This is a genomic window from Candidatus Chloroploca asiatica, assembly GCF_002532075.1.
Lineage (GTDB): Bacteria > Chloroflexota > Chloroflexia > Chloroflexales > Chloroflexaceae > Chloroploca > Chloroploca asiatica.
Genome location: NZ_LYXE01000127.1, coordinates 1 through 14,334 on the forward strand (window position 1 = coordinate 1; position 14,334 = coordinate 14,334).

Here is a 14,334-nt window from a genome sequence, read left to right on the forward strand (position 1 = left end):
GGCGTGATTTCAGCGGTGAGGAGCGCTCTGGCATCACCAGTGCGCCGCGCAGTGCGGCGAGTGCCCGCCGCCTGCTGCAGGTCGTGCGCGGTCACTGGCAGATTGAGAACGGCCTGCATGATCGTCGCGATGTCACGTTAGGCGAAGATGCCTCGCAGGTGCGTATGGGCCAGGCCGCACACATCCTCGCTTGCCTCAACAATGCCGTCTGCGGACTGGCCGCCCGTGGCGGTCAGTCGAACCTGGCCGCGTTACAGCGGTCGATGGCGGCCGCCATCGACCGCCTCTTGTTCCGGGCCTGACTTTGCATCAGCCCTGCGTAGTTGGGCCGGCTCAGCCTATTGTGCCCTTACATATGCTAAAATAAGCATACGGTGCCCAAACGAACACACAAGGCTAAAGAAATGCCAGAACGAAGCTTTGGACATATAGCTGGACATCTCCCTGGCGCTGAATTCGAGTCGCGGATTGAGCTCTCACGTGCCGGCGTCCATCGGCCGACACAGGCGGGCATTTCAGGCACAGAGCAAGAAGGAGCTGACTCAATTGTTCTTTCGGGTGGATATGAAGATGATTCCGACTCCGGAGAAGAAATTATATATACAGGCCATGGAGGTCGCGATCAAGTTACAGGCCAGCAAATTAGTGATCAGCTTCTTACCCGCGGGAATATGGCACTTGTTTACAGCCAACTTCGTGGACTACCAGTTCGCGTGATTCGCGGTGCAAGTCATCGTTCGCCGTTTTCACCTCGGAGTGGTTACAGATATGATTTCACAATCTTAGGAATGTTAGGCCAACTCACAGTCATAACAGGGCATAAGATAAACATTGAACACATTCGATACCATCGTGCCCATTACTACAAAGAAATTTAAGATGGATACGTAAACATTTTCCGCTTCAGAGCATTGGTTGTCTGATAATAGTTTTCCATTTTGATGGATCCGCTTTTCTGATGTCACTTAAGTAGATTTCGTGGTGTTTTCCAGTTCGCTTGCCCCTGGCCTCAATAAACGCGTGGACTTTCTCGATCGTGGGCCCTTCTTCCGAGAATGGGCCGAGATGAAGAATTTGCGCACATGTGCCTTCTGACAGAGGCTCAAAACGTACGCGTGAGATTGCGGCAGGGTTTTTCTTCTTGCTCACATCGGCAATGGCGCTGTCGATCATTGCTACGGTGACAAAGTCGGGCTGCATGATCATCATTGTCCACTTCCAGTTGGCCTTGTCTTCGAGCAAAAACGTTGACATATCGTCTGCCCACCAGAGACCTTCCAGCGGCATGACGCCATAGTCAATGGCTAGCGGCCCCTTCTTGATCATGAACTTCACCGCATAAGAAACAGTGAATAGCGCTTCAATCGCATCAGCATATACCTGTGAAGTATTGGGATCACCTTCCCCATCGATCATCAAGTAATTCATGGTTGGCACATCAACCTGAACAACCTCCTTTGCTGACGGCTGGTAGAGTTGTTGCAACTCTTTCTTGAGATCGATCTTCTGCATAGGTTCTTTCCTCAAACTCTCATGCGGTTCATACGCTGTCGGTGTTGTCCATTTATGATACCACGTCAGCAATGGCTTGCTCCAACTGAGAGCCAGCCGCAACAGGACTGATGCAACGTCATCTGCGGACGCTATGTAACGCTACCGGGACGTTGCATCAGCTCTGGTTGCGGTGAGGTGCAAGCGCACAAATGGTGGTGAGTTTGGTACAATCATGAAACGCACGTGATTTGCCCAGGGATGATCGGATAGATTAGGATTTGTTGCCTTGAGTATGTTTTCTGATCGTTGGTTTGCGAGCGCACGCTATCTGCTGCTGCTCCTGATGAGCCTTGTAATGCTGGCAGCTTGCACGGGTCGCCCTGTTGGTTCAGCACCACCCACACCGACGGCGACGGCTGCACCGACCGCGACGCCCACGACGCCTGCGCCGACGGCGACGGCGACGGCGATGCCCACGCCCACGGCGACAGCGACGGCGACGGCGACGCCCGCGCCGACGGCGACGGTGACGGCAACGCCCGCGCCGACAGCAACGCCCGCGCCGACGGCGACGCCCGATCCGGTGGCCGGGTTGACGATTCCTGCTCTTCGTGCGCTGAGGTATGGCGCGGGGGAGCTTGTGATCGGTGAGCGGTATGCAGGTGGCCCTGGTTATACGACGTATCGTATGACGTATCCGTCGGTTGATGGGCTGCGCCTGACTGGTCTGTTACATCTTCCCGATGGCACCGGCCCGTTCCCGGTGCTTATTGCCAACCGTGGCTATATTGCGCCCGAGCGCTATCAGCCTGGGATGGATAGCCGGGTGTTCAGCGACTATGCTGCGCAACGCGGCTATCTTGTGGTTGCCCCCGATTATCGGGGTTACGGCGGCGGCGATGCGGGTCCAAATGCCTTTTATACCGGGTATTATCTTGATGTGCTCAGCCTGATTCCGCTGGTGCAGCGCCTCCCGATGGCTCGCGAGGGCAAGGTTGGTATGTGGGGCCATAGTCGTGGGGCGTCCATTACGGTTGCGGCGCTCACGCTCAGCGATCAGCTTGCGGCTGCGGTGGTCTATGCGCCGGCGCCTGCCGATCTCGCTGTTGATTATGCCCGACGCTTCCAGCAGAGTGGGGGCGATCCGGGCACCGAGACCTGGCCCTTCTCGCCTGAACGCGACCCCGATGCGTATCGCCGCGTGTCGCCGCTGACCTATCTCGGCACAGCCCAGGCCCCCGTGATGCTGCACCACGGGACGGCGGATACAACCGTGGCGAGTTCGGCTAGCATCGTGATTGCCGAGACCCTTCGTGCCGCCGGTAAAGATGTCACGCTCCATCTCTATGAAGCTGGCCCGCACACCCTTACTGGTGCGCAAGAGCAGCTCTATCTCGAACGCTCACTCACCTTTTTTGATCAGCATCTACGTGTGCTTGATACCAATGAGAATTGAGCAATCTGCATAGGCACTCCCGCCAGCGCGCATTGGAAGGCCTTGTGTGGCAATCTGTAATCTAAAATCTGCAATCTAAAACCTACGTCAATCCTGCTTTACTCAGGATCGTGCGGGCCACAGGACTGAGCATGTAGTCGTAGAGTTCCTGGACAGCGCGGGGTTGACCTCGTTCCCGTATCCGGATGAGGAACCAGTCTTGGTGCAGCGGTGGCCCGGCCAAGTCGATGGTGCCGACACCGTCGCTGCGGCTGGGCAGGCAGATCTTGGGCACAAAGGCGAGGCCAAGCCCTGCCCGTACGCTCTGCAGCACCCCGGTGGCGCTATCGGTCTCGAGCACCGGGTGTAGATCCGCTGGCAACACACTCCGCTTGCGTAGCCCTTCTTCGATCGTTCGGCGGAGTGGCGAACCCTGGCGTGGCAAGATCAAGGGCTGTTCGCGCAAGATGCCCGGCGGAACCTGGGCCTGTTTGAGCAGCGGACTGCCGGTTGCGCCGACCAGGACCAGGTTTTCGCTGCCCAGTTCCACAAGGTCAAGGCCACGTCGACGCTGCTGTTCTTCCAACACGATCAGGGTGATCTCGCGTTCACCAAGCGCATCAAGCAAGCTGTCAGCCGGGGCGATGATCAATTCCAGGTGAACCGCAGGAAAGCGGGTATGAAAATCGGCCAGCAGTCGGGGAAGGAGGCGTTCGCCACTATTTGCCGTGCATCCGACAACTATTCGCCCCGCCACTTGGCCTTTCAGGGCCAGAATCGTTTGTTCGGCCCGCTCGGCTAGTTGGACCAGATCACGCGCATTGGTGAGCAGTTCTTCACCCGCATGGGTCGGTACCATGCGCTTGCCGACCCGCCGAAAGAGCTTGATCTCGCCGAGTTGCTCTTCCAGCGCACGGATCTGCTGGCTTACGGCGGGTTGCGTCATGTGTAACGCCAGCGCGGCTGCCGAATAACTGCCGGTGTCAACGACCGCTAGAAAGGTGCGCAGGTGAAAGGTGTTGAGCATGCGTTTAGCCTGCTGCCCAGATCAAACGGGTATCAATCAGTTCAAGCCGAGCCTCGCCTTGTTGCTCGAGATAGGTCAGGTGCGCGCCAACGGCCCCGCTGAAAATGGCGTACTGGGCCACTCCGGCGAGGCTGTGCCCGATCATCCCGAGCACGCGGCTGGTGATCGTGGCTAGATCGCCCGCTTCATTCAGGGCCGCCCGTACCAGATCCGAGGCCCCGCGCACGGCGACCTCATTGGCGGCCAGGTGTTCCCCGATCTCCGCCCGTGTCGCCACAGCCCCGTGCCCTGGCACAAACCAATCAACCTCCAGGGAGGCAAGGGCCACCAGCGACGCCAGTTGCGCTGCGACATCGTGTGTATACGGCACGCCGCCATGCTTCGCCAGCACCGCCGGCCCAAAAAAGCCATCAGCCGCCAGACATACGCTATCCACCAGCACCCCGATCTGCGCCGGACTATGCCCCGGCAGGCCGATCAACTCAAGTTCAACCCCGGCGATCGTGGTGGTGCGCCTCATCCCTACAGTGACGGTCAGCCAGTCGTCGAGCAGGTGATGAACGGGCGAGCCAGGGGCAAGCACCCATTTGCCCCGCAAGGCCGCCGGCGGGCACGCCCCACCACTGAGATAGATTGGTTCAAGCAGCGGATGCTGGATCAACGCCGCCTCGAAGGGCGTCGCATAGACCTGGAGCTCGGGATATTGCTTGAGCAGAAACGCATTGCCGCCGACATGATCGGCGTGATGATGGGTACTGATGATCGCCCGTGGCGTGAGCCCGGCTGCAACCAGTGCCTTTTTCAAACCGCGTGCGGCATCCTTATCGATCCCACTATCAACAATGATGGCTCCACCGTCACCAGTTGCAATCACGCCCAGATTATTGGCCCCGGGCAGGTAGGCAACGCGCCCCGATAATTGCTGTAGTGTCATGACGTGCGATCCCCTCGCATCAAGATAAACATTGCCCCAAGCAGCAGCGCCGCGCCGAGAAAACCGAGTTGCCCCAGCCGCTCTTGAAAGAGCCACCACGCCAGTACCGTCGAAGTCAACGGCTCAAACAGGGTCAGAATGCTTGCCACGGTTGCGCTGGTTGTGCGCATCCCTTGTAAAAAGAGGATATAGCCAAAGGCCGTTGGGATCAAGCCCAGGTGCAACAAGAGTAACCAGCCGAGCGGCGGATAATCGAGCACGAGACCACCGGCGAGCACAAAGGGCAGGATCATCAGCGCACCAGCGGTAAAGCCCAGACTGATCGGTTGCAACGGATGGTACCGTGGGGCCAGCGCACGACTGGTCATTGTCACAAACGCATAACTAAGCCCAGTACCCAGCGCGAGCATTACCCCGATCATCATTTCATTGCGGTCACGCCCCAGATCCGGCCCCCCGCCCACCAGCAACACCGTCCCGACCAGTGCAAGCACCATCGCAACCCCGACCGTCGCCGTCAACCGCTCCTTCAACAGTGGGGCCGCCAACATTGCCACCATCACCGGGCACGTACAGAGCGCGATCAGCACCGCCACTGTCACCCCAAGCCGCTCAATCGCCGCAAAATAGGTCACCTGGTAGAGCGCCATCGCCAACCCGAGTCCCAGCATCAGCCAGAAATCGCGCCCCTGAATGCGGAACCCCGCCCGCCCCAGGGTCACATAGGTTGCCAACAGCAGCACTGGCGAAGCGAGGGCCAGACGAAAAAAGCCCACCGACAGCGGATTGGTCTCTGAAATAAGAAAGAGCGCCCGCGTCGCAATGCCAACGGTACCCCACAGCGTTGCCGCAATGGCAATAAAAATGACGCCCAGACGCAACTGTCCGGGCGAAACCACACTGGTTGTCATTCCAACCTCAACGCTTGACTGGTGCAATCAGGGTCGGCTCAACCTCAAGCAGACTGGCGAGGCGATTCAGACCACCAGAATTAAATGTAACCACATAGTAAGGTGTCAGCGGAAGCCGCTCGCCCGAACGAAAGCGCAGTTCAACCCGATGTTGCGAACGGCGCAACACGCGCACATCCATCGCCACCAGTTCGCTGAACGGACGTTCCAGCACCACCCGCCCGGTCATCCCATAGCGCTGAATCCTGATCAGATCACCGCCCCGGTCAAACGAAGCCAGCACCATCTCGCCGCCTTTATGCAGCGCAAAGAGACCGAGGCTGATCAGCAAAGCCAATGCTGTCAACCCACCAATATCAGCCGGGGCGCGGCCATCAACCATGCGTGTGACAATATCCACCACACCATAGATCACCAGGCCCACAAAGAGCCAGACCATCAGCGGCAGGTAACGCAGGTTTAGGTTGTAACGATCACCGCTGAGCAGAAACAGGGTCATGAGAAGCACCTTCCGGTGAGGTTATTTTTTCTTTGTTGGAAAAAAGCCAGTTACGCTGGCTTTTTTCCAACAAATGAAGCGGTTATCGGGCGGCAAAGCCGCCGCTTAACGTACCAGTTCGCGACTGATGACCAGACGCTGGATCTCCGAGGTTCCTTCGTAGATCTCAGTAATCTTAGCATCGCGGAAGAAGCGCTCGACCGTATATTCTTTGGAATAGCCGTTTGATCCGTGCAACTGAACCGCTTTGGTTGCCACCCACATGGCCGTTTCTGAGGCATAGAGCTTGCACATCGCGGCATCTTTAACATAATCAAGGCCATTATCTTTGCGCCAGGCGGCCTCGTACGTCAACAGACGTGCTGCCTTGATCCGCGTCGCCATATCGGCCAGCGTAAAGCCAACCGCCTGGAACTCGTGGATCGGCTTGCCAAACTGCTCACGGATCTTGGTATACCCAAGCGCCGCTTCGTACGCCCCCTGCGCAATGCCGAGCGCCTGCGCCGCAATCCCGATGCGCCCCGCGTTGAGGATCGTCATCGCAATCTTGAAGCCCTGCCCCTCTTCGCCGAGGCGACGCGATACCGGAACACGGTAGTTGTCATAGGCCATCTGGCAGCTATGGGCACTGCGAATGCCAAGTTTGTGTTCCACCTTGATAATGCTGCAGCCAGGCTCGTGGGTGTCAATCAAGAAGGCCGAAATGCCCTTGACCCCTTTTGAGGGGTCGGTCATTGCCATCAAGATGATCATATCGGCGTGATCGCCGTTCGTGACCCAGTTTTTGATCCCGTTGATGACGTAGGTATCGCCCTCCCGCACCGCTGTCGTCTTCTGCGCGGCCGCATCGGAACCAGCGCCCGGCTCAGAGAGCGAAAAGGCCCCGAGTTTCTGTCCCGAAGCGAGGGGCACAAGCAATTCACGCTTCTGCTCTTCGGTGCCAAACTTCTCGATTCCGTAACAGACGAGCGAATTGTTCACCGAAGCAATCACGCCGAGTGACGCGTCAACCCGGCTCAGTTCCTCGACCACCATCGCATACGAAATATAATCGAGCCCCGAACCACCATAGTCCTCGTTGACAGCCACACCCATCAAGCCGAGCTCACCCATCTTGCGCACAAGATCGGTGGGCCAGATGCCCTCTTCATCGCGCTGAGCTGCGGTTGGTGCAATTTCCTTCTCAGCAAATTGACGCACCATCTCACGCAGCATCTGCTGATCGTCAGTCGGATGAAACTTCATTGTATTCTCCTCATCCACTTCGCTAGCGCTACTGGTCAGGGGAAGCAATGTCCCTAGACTGTCACTATTGTACCGCAGATTCTGTTCAGGTACGGCGTGGGCTTGCGGCCCTACGTGTGATGCTTGCCTGACCCTGACGACGCCGGATGCATCCTCAGCGTAGCTGAGGATGCATCCGATACCATGCCACTGTCGCTTCCATCGCTTCGGCGAGCGGCGTTGCCTGCATCGCAAAGGTCTGGGCAAAGCGATTTGCATCAACAACAAAGGGTTGCTCAAACTCGTACATCATCTCGACGGTCTCGCGTGCGCCAGGGATAAAGAGCCCAGCGAGCGCCATCATTGGCTTGCTCACGCCACTCACCTTGATCGGGTGACCGACGGTATAGTAGAGCAGTTGCGCAAATTGGCGTTGCGTCATTTCGGGCCGATCACTCGGTACATGCCAGGCCTTGCCCAGCGCTTCGTCGTGTTCACCAAGAATCACCAATGCACGCCCAAAGTCTTCGATGTAGGTCGCCGTGTGCGGCAGATCAAGCTTGCCGACGAAACTTGCTGCTTTGCCTTCCAGCGCCGGATAAAAGACGCGCGCCCCAAAGGTCGAGTCAGTCACCCACGGGCCAAAGAAGTCTGAGCCGCGCCCGATGCTAACAGCCACCTTGCCCGTTGTGTGCGCCTCGAGGGCTGCCTGGCTCATTGCAGCCCGGGTCTTGCCCTTGCGTGTACGTGCAGCATACGGCAGGTCTTCGGTCAACGGCTGGCCTCGGGTATCGCCATACATATAGGTATTGTCGCCGATGACCAGGCGCGCCTGGCTGCCCGTCAGACCGGCGATGATCGCGGCTTGCAGGGGCGGGAATTTCTCCGGCCATGCCCAGTAGTGCGGTTGGGCGCATTGGTAGACGACTGCCGCATCCCGCGTCACTTCGCGCACACAGTCGGCATTGTAGAGGTCGCCTGCTACGATTGCGACCCCCTCAGGAATTTCGGCCATCTGACCGCTACGACTGACCATTCGTATCTGCTTGCCCCGGCGTATCAGTTCGTTCATCACCGCACGACCCAGTGGCCCGGTGCCAAAAATAACATGCGTTGTTGCTATATTCATCACTGTACTCCTAACTGAGCGGCAAAAGCCGTTACCTCATGGACAAAAAAGGCCTCCCCATCACCGACAAGCGGTTGGAGATGGTGAAACATCTCGAGCATGATCGTCCCATGCACCCGTGCCCAGCCACTCATCAGCAGCACCACCAGGGCGTCGGGCATTTCTATCGCCGAACTCCGCTTCCACGCGGCAATCGCCGTGCTCATCTCGCCCGGAAGGTCTTGGTAGCTCGGGGGAATCTGCAAGGTACCGGTTTCAAACGTGCTTGCAAAGAGGTGAAAGAGCCCCAGAAAGGGGCGACGGGCCAACGGGATGGTGAGCTCCTCTGGGGCCTGATAGCCCGGAATAGGATTGCCATAGATCAACAAAAAGTCGGTAGGATGGCTGATCGCCCAGTGCCGATAGGCCAGGCAGATTGCCATAATGCGGTCAAACGGTGGCTGCTTCCTGACTGCTGCCTCGGCAGCTTCAGTCGCCTCGGCCAGCGAGGTAAAGGCGTCAATAATCAGCGCTGTGATCAGATCGTCGAGGCTTGGAAAATAGTTGTAGATCGCCGGGGCGGTGATCGCCATCGCCCGCGCAATGCCGCGCAATGACAACCCTGCGGTGCCATGGGCCGCCATCTGGGCGCGCGCTGTTACCTTAATCTGGTTCGCGGTTGCGGCACCATTGCCACGTGCTGCTCGGGCTGCTCTCGCCATCGTAGGCCTCTCCTTAACAGTAAACAGTGTTTATTTACACTGTAAGTAAACACCATGTCGGCGCATTTGTCAAGCCCCCAGGAAGGTAGGGCTAGGGCGATTGCATCTTCCTGCCGTGGCCGTCAACGGCTCGGCTCCTGGGGAGCGAAGGCCACCTTCGTGGCATGATCCAGCCGGCGAAGGCCGGCTTCGCCCTCGGTAGCCGAGGCGTTCACGTCGACGGTGTGGGCGTGTGAGGGCGATTCGCTAGCCTGGTGGCACGTGCCAAGGCAAGATGCAACAGCCCTGCCTGCGCAATCCGCCAGGGTTGCGCCAGATCATCAACCCTGGTATCCTGCCTGTATTGAGGTTCAATGGGACGCCGCTGCAAGGTTCAGGTAAAGGAATGCCCCAGTTTCATCGCACGTATCGACAGACATCCACGATGCCGCCCTATCAGCGATATGCGCAGGCCTATGATCAGAGTGGTCAGGTGCGTTTTGCGTTGTTGGTCCACATCTATCTGCGTGAGATTCTCGCCCTGCATCCCGTGCATGGTCGTCGCTTGCTTGATCTTGCCTGTGGCACAGGCACGCTGGCCTTCTTGATGGCTGAACGTGGATGGAGTGTCGTTGGGGTGGATTCTTCCGCTGCAATGCTGGCGATGGCTGCCGTGCGCGTGGCCGAGAACCCCGGCGCAACGGTGCAGTTTCTGCAGGGTGATATGCGTACCCTCGCCGAGACGGTGCCGTCGGCCGCTTTTGATCTGATAACATGTACCTACGATAGCCTGAACTATATGCTGACGCACGACGATCTCGCTGCCTGTTTTGCATCAGCGGCGCTCGCTCTGGCTCCGGGTGGCCTCTATGTGGCTGATATGAATACGCGCCATTTTCTTGAGGTGGCCTGGGGCACGTGCGCGATCCATGAGCAATCTGGCTATGTCCAGCTTGAACGGAGCCATTTCGAGCCGACGTCTTCGATCAGTACGATGCTCTTGACTGGTTTTCTTGGTGATGAGACCAGTGGCTACGAACGCTTCGATGAGCTCCACGTTGAACGGGCGTATCCGCCTGATGAGGTTGCGGATTTGTTCAAACGCGCTGGCCTCACTGTCGAAGCAAGCTATGATAGTTTTACGCTGAGTTCGCCTGGGCCAGAAACCCAGCGGATCTTTTGGGTCGCTCGTAAGCCCCAATAGGGCTGTTTGGTTTTTCGCTGAACCAGTTTACCAGCGAAGTTGGTTCAGCAAAGCTTTCATCGTGTTGACGCAGCAGACTAGCTGTACTGGCATGCTGCGTTAGTAAAAAAGAAATATCCCTATGACAGTTCTCCCTCCAATTGAAGAAAAAGCTCGTTATGTTGAGCGTATGTTTGCCCGGATTGCGCCGGGCTATGATCGGGTCAATCGCGTCATGACCTTCGGGCTCGATCAGGGTTGGCGTCGGCGTGTGGTTGAGTATGTTGCGCCCCCGGTTGGCGGGCGTTCGCTTGATGTTGGTACCGGTACGGGCGATTTTTTGCCTGAACTTGCCGCGTGGAGTCGCGATGGCTTGGCCGTTGGGGTGGATTTTACGCTGCCGATGATGGTGGCTGGTCAACCAAAACTTGAGGCGCTCGGTGCGCGTTATAGTCAGTTTGTCGGAGGCGATGCGCTCTGTTTGCCGTTTCCTGATCAGACGTTTGATGCGATTACGACGGGCTTTGTGATGCGCAATGTCACCGATATTCGCCAGGCTTTCGCCGAGATGCACCGCGTCGCTCGCCCTGGTGCGATGGTCGCATGCCTGGAAGTGGCTCGACCGCGTAATCCGGTGATTCGCCTGGGCCATCGGCTCTATTTTGAAGGCGTGGTTCCCTGGATTGGGCAGTTGCTTGGTGGTGATCGCCGCGCCTATACCTATTTGCCCCAGTCGGCCCGCGCTTTTCCTTCCCCCGAGCGCCTCGCCGATCTGATGCGTGAGGCCGGTTGGAACTATGTTGCCTATCGTCTCTATGGCCTGGGGGCTGTGGCTATCCATGTGGGTGCCCGAACGTGATTGGTTGGTAACCTATGTTTTCTGACTTGTTGCCGAAGGGAGTGCCGGCTGAAGCCGGCACTCCAGAATGCCAGAAAACGTACGTTACAGAGTACTAACAATGGCAAAACGATGAATGACTATGATGCGCGTGAGCAACGCGAAAATATGATGCAGCGCCGCCTCCGTAAGGCGCGTGGCGAAGAGGTGTCTGATGAGTTGGCGGCTGATCAGGACTTTGATGATTTTGACGATCCCCGTGCGCCGGGGATGGGCTATGATCAGGCGCCGCCCTATCCTCGCTATCGCCGTGGTTCGGGTAGCGGGGGTGGCTGTGCGCAGGCGGTGCTCTATCTGACGATCGGTGCCCTTGTGGCCCTGTTAATCGGTTTTTTGGCCTTGAATCAGTTTGCCGGTCGCATTGGTGATCTGTTTGCTGGGGTGCCTGCGCTTCCCGATGTGGCGACGCTCATTGCGACCCCGACGCCGCAAATTATTACGAGTGCCGCTGTGGTGCAGCGTGTGCAGCAGTTGAGCCGCCTCGAGACGGCGTCCTATAGCATTCAGACGGTGATTGATATTCGTCAGGGTAGCAATATTCCCGTGATCGGCGATTTTCTTGAGGGCGATGCGCTGTTGCTTATTGCGCACGGCACCGTGATCGCGGGCGTTGATCTCAATACGCTGACCACCGATGATGTGACGGTTGCCGCCGATGGTCGGAGTGTGACGCTGCGCTTGCCGCCAGCGATGATCTTTGCGACGACCCTCGATAATGAGCGTACCCGTGTCTATAGCCGTAGCCGGGGCATCTTTGCTCCAGAAAATAAAGATCTGGAGACCGAGGCCCGCCGTCAGGCCGAAGAGCAGATTCTGCTCGCCGCCTGCGAAGATGGTGTGCTCAGCAAGGCAACCGAGCAGGCCCAGGTTTCGCTTACCCAGCTCGTCGGGCTCTTTGACAATATTGTGGTGACGGTTGTTCCAGCCCCTCCAGGCCCGTGCCCCGCCCCCTGAAGAAGCGTTGCGGTTCGGGCAACCAAGGCCTGCTTTGCTGGCTTGGTTGCCTGAACCGCAACCGAAATCACCCCTTGCTCTGTTCGGCCTGCAAGGCCAGCACGATGCCTGCGAGGAGCAGCACAAAGCCGAGCAGTTGCAAAGGGGCAAACTGCTCTTGAAAGAGGACGAGCGCAAAGATCGCCGAGCCGATTGGTTCGCCGAGTAGGGCAATCGCAACAAAGGTTGCCGAGAGGGTCGAAAGCGCGTAGTTCAAGGCGGTGTGCCCCAGCAATTGCGGGCCAAGGGCAAGGGCAAGGATCAGCAGGTAGGCGTACGGTGAAAAGCCGAAGAGCGGTTGCCCTGCGAGGAGCACCCACACCACCAGCACGACGGCTGCGGTGCTATAGACCACATAGATATACGCTAGAATGCTCAGCCGCCGCCGTAGCGAGCGTCCGATCAGGAGGTACCCACTGGCCGTCGCTGCCCCAATCAGCGCGAGCAGATTGCCGAGCATCGGGTTGGGTTGAAGGCTCTCGGCGCTGTCAGAAAAAGAGATTGCGATGGTGCCAAGGAGCGTCAGCCCAATGCCCACCATCGTGCGCCAACCCAGGCGCTCACGGAAGAAGAAAAATGAAGCCAGGGCAATCCAGAGCGGATTGGTTGCGACTAGGGCAGCACTCGAGGCCACCGAAGTGTAGGCGAGCGAACTGATCCAACTCGCGAAGTGACCCGCCAGAAAAGTACCCGAGCCAAGCGCCAGCAACAGATCCCGTCGACTCAAGCGTTGCAACTCGGGGCGTGCCCTGGCGAGCACCAGCGGCGTGAGGATCAGCGAGGCGATCACCAGTCTGCCCGCCGCAATGCTGAGCGACGGGACGCCCGCCGCCTGCGCATACCGAATCATAATCGAAGCCGTCGAAGCGATCAAGACACCACTAAAGAGAATCAGGTAAGGCCACATCGAACGCTGCATCGTCAGTTCACTTCGTTTCTCGGCTACGTTGAGAGCGGTTCAAAAAATCTTGCACGGCGTCTTCAAGGCTTATCTTCCCGCTCATAATGCGGTCATGATAGGCTGGTACAAAATCAAAGAGCAGCGATTGTCCCGTCTGGAGTTCACGGATCATGAGCCGACTATGGGCACCGATCGCTTCGACCATCCCGCTCGTGTGAAAGAGTTGCTCGGTTGACGCCACATTATAGCGGAGCCGAATAATCTCGGCCTGCCACCCTGTCCGCTGGCGACTCAGCCGGGCATAGGCGGCCCGTTGATCGCCGTCAAACGGTAGCCCGACCGAGCCAACATTGACCACCAAGGTTGGCCCAAACCGGCGCACAAACGGGGCGTGGGTATGCCCGACACAAAAGATCTGAGCGCGAGGATCAATTTGTTGCTGCAGCAACTCAGCCGAGGCAAAGGGGTCAATGCCATCGCGATCATGGCGCACCGACGCATGGTAGACCATCATCGTTGTCCCGTCGAGGTTGAGGGTGAGATGGGTGGGCAACTCGGCAATCGAGGCGATCTGATTGGCAACTTGACGATGGGTCCAGGCAATGACCCGACTTACCTCAAAACGTGGGCCGCTCGTGGGGAAATCGAGGCGGCGATGCTCCTCATCATAGTGCAGCACATAGCGCTCGTGATTGCCGCGCATCACCAGCCAGCCATGTTCGTCTGCATAGCGCCTCACTAGGTCAAAACAAGCCCCCGAGAGTGGCCCGCGATTCAGTATATCGCCTGCGACAATGACCAGATCGGGTTCCCATCGTTCAAGATCCTCAACAACCGCGTGCAACGCGGCCAGATTCCCGTGAATATCCGCCAGAAGCGCAATTTTATCCATAGAAAAAGGCTACTCAAGCCAGGGTATGCTTCAGGTCACTCTCTTAGTATACAGCTTCCCGGAAGCTTGCGAAAATATGGTATAGTCAAACCTAGAAATATTTGACTGAGCAGATACCCAGTACTCTTCTGTGC

15 protein-coding genes and 1 pseudogene are annotated in these 14,334 nt (G+C 57.9%); 6 read left to right on the forward strand and 10 right to left on the reverse strand.

Annotation, left to right across the window (positions count from 1 at the left end):
* Positions 1-302, forward strand: a pseudogene (locus tag A9Q02_RS24355) (hypothetical protein); the annotation flags it as partial.
* 102 nt (positions 303-404) lie between these two features.
* Complete coding sequence (locus tag A9Q02_RS25235; RefSeq protein ID WP_097654187.1) at positions 405-878, forward strand: YDG/SRA domain-containing protein; 474 nt, start codon at positions 405-407, stop codon at positions 876-878.
* Between the two features lie 25 nt (positions 879-903).
* On the opposite strand, the gene A9Q02_RS16505 is transcribed toward A9Q02_RS25235, so the two are convergent.
* On the reverse strand, positions 904-1,512 hold the full coding sequence (locus tag A9Q02_RS16505; protein WP_097654188.1) for a GyrI-like domain-containing protein: 609 nt from the start codon (positions 1,510-1,512) through the stop codon (positions 904-906).
* 274 nt (positions 1,513-1,786) lie between these two features.
* Here A9Q02_RS16505 and A9Q02_RS16515 point away from each other — a divergent pair, with 274 nt between their 5' ends.
* The gene (locus A9Q02_RS16515) at positions 1,787-2,950 is read left to right on the forward strand and encodes an alpha/beta hydrolase family protein (RefSeq protein ID WP_172451072.1); all 1,164 of its coding nucleotides are present in this window, start codon (positions 1,787-1,789) and stop codon (positions 2,948-2,950) included.
* Between the two features lie 82 nt (positions 2,951-3,032).
* On the opposite strand, the gene A9Q02_RS16520 is transcribed toward A9Q02_RS16515, so the two are convergent.
* The 7 genes from A9Q02_RS16520 to A9Q02_RS16550 form a co-directional block, all read right to left on the reverse strand.
* Positions 3,033-3,956 (reverse strand): LysR family transcriptional regulator, encoded by a 924-nt coding sequence (locus tag A9Q02_RS16520; RefSeq protein WP_097654190.1) that lies wholly within the window; start codon positions 3,954-3,956, stop codon positions 3,033-3,035.
* A 4-nt stretch (positions 3,957-3,960) separates the two neighbouring features.
* Positions 3,961-4,890 (reverse strand): MBL fold metallo-hydrolase, encoded by a 930-nt coding sequence (locus A9Q02_RS16525; protein ID WP_097654191.1) that lies wholly within the window; start codon positions 4,888-4,890, stop codon positions 3,961-3,963.
* Complete coding sequence (locus A9Q02_RS16530) at positions 4,887-5,801, reverse strand: DMT family transporter (protein ID WP_097654192.1); 915 nt, start codon at positions 5,799-5,801, stop codon at positions 4,887-4,889. Before A9Q02_RS16530 ends, A9Q02_RS16525 begins: the two co-directional genes overlap by 4 nt.
* 7 nt (positions 5,802-5,808) lie before the next feature.
* Positions 5,809-6,300, reverse strand: a complete 492-nt coding sequence (locus A9Q02_RS16535) for a hypothetical protein (protein ID WP_097654193.1) — start codon at positions 6,298-6,300, stop codon at positions 5,809-5,811.
* A gap of 105 nt (positions 6,301-6,405) precedes the next feature.
* Positions 6,406-7,545: an acyl-CoA dehydrogenase gene (locus A9Q02_RS16540; protein WP_097654194.1), complete on the reverse strand. Its 1,140-nt coding sequence runs from the start codon at positions 7,543-7,545 to the stop codon at positions 6,406-6,408.
* A gap of 154 nt (positions 7,546-7,699) precedes the next feature.
* On the reverse strand, positions 7,700-8,653 hold the full coding sequence (locus tag A9Q02_RS16545) for an NAD-dependent epimerase/dehydratase family protein (protein ID WP_097654195.1): 954 nt from the start codon (positions 8,651-8,653) through the stop codon (positions 7,700-7,702).
* Positions 8,653-9,354 (reverse strand): TetR/AcrR family transcriptional regulator, encoded by a 702-nt coding sequence (locus A9Q02_RS16550; RefSeq protein WP_097654196.1) that lies wholly within the window; start codon positions 9,352-9,354, stop codon positions 8,653-8,655. Before A9Q02_RS16550 ends, A9Q02_RS16545 begins: the two co-directional genes overlap by 1 nt.
* Before the next feature lie 385 nt (positions 9,355-9,739).
* Between A9Q02_RS16550 and A9Q02_RS16555 the strand changes: the two genes are divergently transcribed.
* The 3 genes from A9Q02_RS16555 (at position 9,740) to A9Q02_RS16565 (ending at position 12,368) form a co-directional block, all read left to right on the forward strand.
* Positions 9,740-10,537 carry a class I SAM-dependent methyltransferase gene (locus A9Q02_RS16555; protein WP_245860591.1) on the forward strand — a complete coding sequence of 266 codons (798 nt, stop codon included), beginning with the start codon at positions 9,740-9,742 and terminating at the stop codon, positions 10,535-10,537.
* 121 nt (positions 10,538-10,658) lie between these two features.
* Positions 10,659-11,375: a ubiquinone/menaquinone biosynthesis methyltransferase gene (locus A9Q02_RS16560; RefSeq protein ID WP_097654197.1), complete on the forward strand. Its 717-nt coding sequence runs from the start codon at positions 10,659-10,661 to the stop codon at positions 11,373-11,375.
* A 111-nt stretch (positions 11,376-11,486) separates the two neighbouring features.
* Complete coding sequence (locus A9Q02_RS16565; RefSeq protein WP_245860593.1) at positions 11,487-12,368, forward strand: DUF4230 domain-containing protein; 882 nt, start codon at positions 11,487-11,489, stop codon at positions 12,366-12,368.
* Between the two features lie 67 nt (positions 12,369-12,435).
* Here A9Q02_RS16565 and A9Q02_RS16570 read toward each other — a convergent pair whose 3' ends face one another.
* Both A9Q02_RS16570 and A9Q02_RS16575 read right to left on the reverse strand, forming a co-directional pair.
* Positions 12,436-13,326, reverse strand: a complete 891-nt coding sequence (locus tag A9Q02_RS16570) for a DMT family transporter (protein ID WP_097654198.1) — start codon at positions 13,324-13,326, stop codon at positions 12,436-12,438.
* A 7-nt stretch (positions 13,327-13,333) separates the two neighbouring features.
* Entirely contained in the window at positions 13,334-14,200 is an 867-nt protein-coding gene (locus A9Q02_RS16575; protein ID WP_097654199.1) for a metallophosphoesterase family protein, read from the reverse strand.
* Between the last annotated feature and the right edge of the window lie 134 nt (positions 14,201-14,334).